This is a genomic window from Candidatus Magnetaquicoccus inordinatus (assembly GCF_004217665.1).
In the GTDB taxonomy this organism is placed as follows: Bacteria; Pseudomonadota; Magnetococcia; order Magnetococcales; family Magnetaquicoccaceae; genus Magnetaquicoccus; species Magnetaquicoccus inordinatus.
Map to the genome: position 1 here is coordinate 3,936 of NZ_RXIU01000160.1, position 4,613 is coordinate 8,548.

At 52.7% G+C, this 4,613-nt stretch carries 6 protein-coding genes; all 6 read left to right on the forward strand.

Translation table 11 applies throughout. The features are described 5' to 3' along the window. A partial coding sequence (locus tag EJP87_RS18835) for a fused MFS/spermidine synthase (RefSeq protein ID WP_265332119.1) occupies window positions 1-616 on the forward strand: 616 nt, incomplete at its 5' end. Beyond that, window positions 594-1,478, forward strand: a complete 885-nt coding sequence (locus tag EJP87_RS18840; protein ID WP_193771313.1) for a spermidine synthase — start codon at window positions 594-596, stop codon at window positions 1,476-1,478. The genes EJP87_RS18835 and EJP87_RS18840, both read left to right, overlap by 23 nt. 11 nt (window positions 1,479-1,489) lie before the next feature. Beyond that, window positions 1,490-2,245 (forward strand): molybdate ABC transporter substrate-binding protein, encoded by a 756-nt coding sequence (gene modA, locus EJP87_RS11320; RefSeq protein WP_130471985.1) that lies wholly within the window; start codon window positions 1,490-1,492, stop codon window positions 2,243-2,245. Between the two features lie 3 nt (window positions 2,246-2,248). After that, window positions 2,249-2,926, forward strand: coding sequence for a molybdate ABC transporter permease subunit (gene modB, locus EJP87_RS11325; protein WP_130471986.1), 678 nt, complete (start codon window positions 2,249-2,251; stop codon window positions 2,924-2,926). A 342-nt stretch (window positions 2,927-3,268) separates the two neighbouring features. Beyond that, window positions 3,269-3,700, forward strand: a complete 432-nt coding sequence (locus EJP87_RS11330) for a hypothetical protein (protein ID WP_130471987.1) — start codon at window positions 3,269-3,271, stop codon at window positions 3,698-3,700. A gap of 15 nt (window positions 3,701-3,715) precedes the next feature. Then, window positions 3,716-4,402, forward strand: coding sequence for an MFS transporter (locus EJP87_RS11335; protein ID WP_130471988.1), 687 nt, complete (start codon window positions 3,716-3,718; stop codon window positions 4,400-4,402). Window positions 4,403-4,613 lie beyond the last annotated feature (211 nt).

Genomic DNA, 4,613 nt, shown 5'->3' on the forward strand with positions numbered 1-4,613 from the left:
GAAACTCTCTACCTTGCTGATCTACCTGCTGACCGGATGGTCGGGATACTATGTCATGGCCATGGAGTTGTTGGGTGGCCGGGTATTATCCCCTTATTTTGGTTCTGGAATCTATGTTTGGGGTGCCATTATCACTCTATTCATGTTGTCGCTCTCCATTGGCTATCTGGTGGGGGGGCACTATTCGACCCGCCAACCTTCGTTGCGCAAATTAAGTGTGATTTTGGCTGCGGCTGCCTTGGCGGCTCTACCGTGCACCTTTTGGTCGATTCCGATTCTGGATGCGGTTTTTGATCATCTGTCTGATCCCCGTTATGGTGCTTTATTGGCCTCATTGCTGCTCTATTTTGTGCCGATCACCATCTCTGGGGCCATCTCGCCTTATGCCATTCGCTTGTTGGTGGACCAACTGGGCAGTTCGGGCAGTGTGGCCGGCAAAGTCTTTTTTGTCTCCACTTTTGGCAGCACTGTGGGTACTTTGTTGACCTCGTTTTATCTGGTTTTGTTGTTTGAATTGGACCAGCTTTTTACCGGCATGATGCTGATCTCTTTTGCTATCGCAACTCTCTGCTTTTTTGCCGATGGAGGCCAAGATGCGCAAAACAAGGTGGCTTAAAGCCGCTTTAGTGAGCCTCTGTTTGGCATTTTCTTCGCTTGTCTCCGCCAACACCTTGTACGAGGCCAAATCGCTCTATCGCAATATCCTGGTCTATGAACATCAGGGTATTCGTTGTATGAAATTTGGCATCCATGATAATGGCCGACAGAGCTGTATCGATGTGCAGAACCCCAATCGCCTGGTTTTGGAATATATCAAGCTGCTGCTGGGGGCACTCTATCTGCAGCCGCAACCGGAGAGTGTTTTGATCATTGGTTTGGGGGGTGGCACTCTGCCAACCGTGTTGCAAAAGATCTATCCCCAGCTCAAAATCGACTGCGTTGAGCTGGATCCGGCTGTGACCCATGTGGCACAACAATATTTCTATTTTATGCCAGCCAGTCAAACCCGCCTGTTTAATGAGGATGGCCGGGTCTTTGTCAAACGGGCTTTGCGTCGCCAACAACGCTATGATCTGATTGTGTTGGATGCTTTTGATCATCTCTATGTCCCGGAACATCTGATGACCAAGGAGTTTTTGCAGGAACTCAAAGAGCTGCTTACTCCTGCGGGTGTTTTGGTTGCCAACACCTATCCATCGCGCAAACTCTATCCGCTGGAATCGGCAACCTATGCCCATGTTTTTGGTTCCTTCTATCAGTTGCAGCAGCGCAATCGTATTCTGATTGCCAGCAAGAACTCTTTACCCGGCAGCCAGCAGTTGGCGGGTAATGCCAAGCTGTTGGAGGAGAAGTTAAAGCCGTATGGTATTGAGAAAGATTGGTTATTGCCGCTCTTTTCCAGCGAGGTGGATTGGCCGAGTAATAGTCGTCTGTTGACCGATCAATATTCACCGGCCAATCTGTTGATCAATCAATAGCGGGGCGGTGGATGCGCTTGAGAGTAGGAATATTTTTGCTGTTGCTGCTCTTGTTTGGCAACACTCTGCTGGGGGCGGCCACGCTGCAGGTGGCGGTAGCCTCCAATTTTACCGCTCCCGCACAACGGTTGGCCGAGCGTTTTGCCCAGGAGAGTGGTGAGCAAGCTGTGCTCTCTTTTGCTTCCACTGCCAAGCTGTATGCGCAAATCAGCAATGGTGCTCCTTTTGATTGTTTTTTGGCTGCCGATGCCGAGAGTGCCGATAAATTGCTGCGCGCAGGCAGGGCAGTGGCGGGGAGTCGTTTGACCTATGCTCTTGGCAAGCTGCTGCTCTGGTCGGCCCAGTCGGGATATGTGGATGGGCAGGGGGAGCGGTTGCGTCGTGGCGATTTTGCCCATTTGGCTTTGGCAGATCCCAGGCTGGCACCCTATGGTCGTGCTGCCGTGGAAGTCTTGCGCGCTTTGGGGTTGTTGGAGAGCTTGCAGAGCAAATGGGTGTTGGGGGAGAATATTGCGCAAACTCATCAATTTGTGGCTACGGGCAATGCAGAGTTGGGGTTTGTTGCCTTGGCACAACAGTTTGAGGGGGGCGCGTTGAACAAGGGTTCGGCATGGCTGGTTCCTGAAGAGCTCTATCAGCCGATTCGTCAGGTGGCGGTATTGCTGGAGAGAGGCAAGGAGAATCCTGCTGCTCTTGCCTGGATGCGTTTTCTGCAGACTGAGCAGGCCAGGGCGATTATCCGCTCCTATGGCTATGGAGAAGAGTGAGCGATGCTCGATGCAGGGGATTGGTCGGCGATTCGTTTGACACTGCTTTTGGCCACGATCACAACCCTGTTTTTGTTGTTGTTTGGCATTCCATTGTCCTGGTGGTTGGCGCGCAGTCGTTGCCGCTGGAAGGAGGCGGTTGCGGCAGTGGTGGCGCTGCCTTTGGTGTTGCCACCGACCGTTTTGGGATTCTATCTGTTGCTCTTTATGGGCCCACAAGGTTGGCTGGGGGCCCTCACGCAAGCCTTGGGCTTGGGGCTCTTGCCCTTTACCTTTTCCGGCTTGGTCATCGCCTCTTTTCTTTATTCACTGCCCTTTGTGATTCAGCCGATACGGGATGCTTTTGTGGCCATCGGAGATAAACCTCTGGAGGCGGCGGCTACTTTGCGTGCTTCCCCTTTGGATGCCTTTTGCACTGTGGCACTGCCGTTGGCCAGACCGGCCATTGTCACTGCGACCATCATGGGATTTGCCCATACGGTGGGTGAGTTTGGGGTAGTGTTGATGATGGGCGGCAATATTCCTGGGGTAACGCGGGTGATTTCGGTGCAGATCTATTCGCATGTGGAGTCGTTGCACTATGCTCAGGCGCATTGGTTGTCGGGAGGGTTGTTGCTCTTCTCCTTTATTGTGTTACTGTTGTTGCAGAGATTTCGTCCACAAGCTGGCGTTTGGCATTAATGGCATGCGTTCAGGGCAAGCGCATTTGAAAAGCAGAAAATAATTATGGAGGTCCAGGAGGAGATTATCTCCTCCTGGTGGGTGCAGGGCAAAGCCCTGCTTGCAATGTGCGGCGTTTCACAAAAGCGAATGCTTTAGCATTCGCGCACGCCGCACCGATTTGTGCCCCGAAGGGGCACGCTTTGGGAGGGCGGAGGCCCGACATGCACAGTTTCGCTTGTGGCAACAGTGCGGAAATTGGCAAATGCGCTTGCTCTGGGCATGCGTTTGTAACCTTTGAACAATGGCATAGTTTCTGGCGGCATGGAGGCTTTGTATAGACTTTTTGCTGAGGAAAAAAGCATGTCTTTTACACCAATTCAACGAAGATTTTCCCTCTGTATTGTGTTGGGTGGGCTCGCAGCAGCACTTTGTATCACATTGGCATCACGAGGGCAGGCGGAGTTGGCCTCGGTCCACAATCCCATTTTTTGGGCGATTGTCAGTGATCGACTGTTGATAGGCATGGTGGTTGCGTTGGCGGGAGCCTATACGGTTCATCCGTTGCTTGGCTTTTCCTATCCGCCATTGTTGCGCGGAGCCTGTATGGGGGCTCTGGTGTCGTTGCCATTGGCGGCGGGTGGGCTGGCTTCTCCGGCTTCTGCCGATCTCACCCCTTGGTTGATTTTTTGGGCCACGTTGCTCAGTGGTGCCTTTTATGGAGCGATTATCGATTGGCTGGCAACACGTTTTGGGGGAGAGGGTATGGCACTGTTTTCCCCTGGCGCCCGCTAAAGTGATGTGACAGCGATGGCCTCCATTCGGCAAACAGTTTTCATACTTTCGACAGCCCAGGGATTGCTTTCGCTCAATGGGGTTACCTTGGTGGCAGTCAGCGCTTTGGCTGCCACACTTTTGACCGAAAATAGAGATTTAGCCACCTTGCCGGTCAGCGGCTATGCTGTAGGGGCCGCTTTGGCGACCCTTCCTGCCTCATTGATCATGCAACGCTGGGGCAGGCGCAGCGGCTTTCAACTGGGAGCGTTGCTGGGGCTGTGTGGCGGTCTGCTTTGTGCTTTCGCGTTGTGGTATAAGCAATTTTGGTTGCTCTGTTGTGGCTGTACCTTTGCCGGTTTTTATCATGCCTTTGGGCAGCAATATCGGTTTGCGGCTGCCGATGCTGCCGATGAGCTGTGGCGCAGCCGTGCCATCTCCTACACTCTGGCGGGTGGTATTCTGGGCGGTGTTTTGGGCCCAGAGTTGAGCAAATGGAGCTGGAATCTGTTGCGCACCCCCTATACGGCCTCTTATCTCTCCCTGGCTCTGTTTGCTCTTTTTTCCTGGTTGTTGATGTTTCGTTTGCGCCTGCCGGCTGTGCAGTTGCTACAGGAAACGGGAGCTGTTCGCTCTTTGTGGCAGATTGCTGCGCAACCGGCCTATCTGGTGGCGGTGGTTGCTGCTGTAGCCGGTTCAGGGGTGATGACCCATATGCGCTAACATGATTATCGAAACTTATTGTTGAGCAGTGTGGATGCGTGTATAATGCAACCACTATGGATGCGAATACGATATTTCTGGATGAAAATTGGGAATTTTTACGTTCCTTGTTTCCCACTGGTTGGGAGGAACTGGCCCGTGAGACGAGGGCGATTCTGCAATATAAGGGAGATGTGAAGTCGGTATCTAATTGGATGCGCATTTTTCTGAT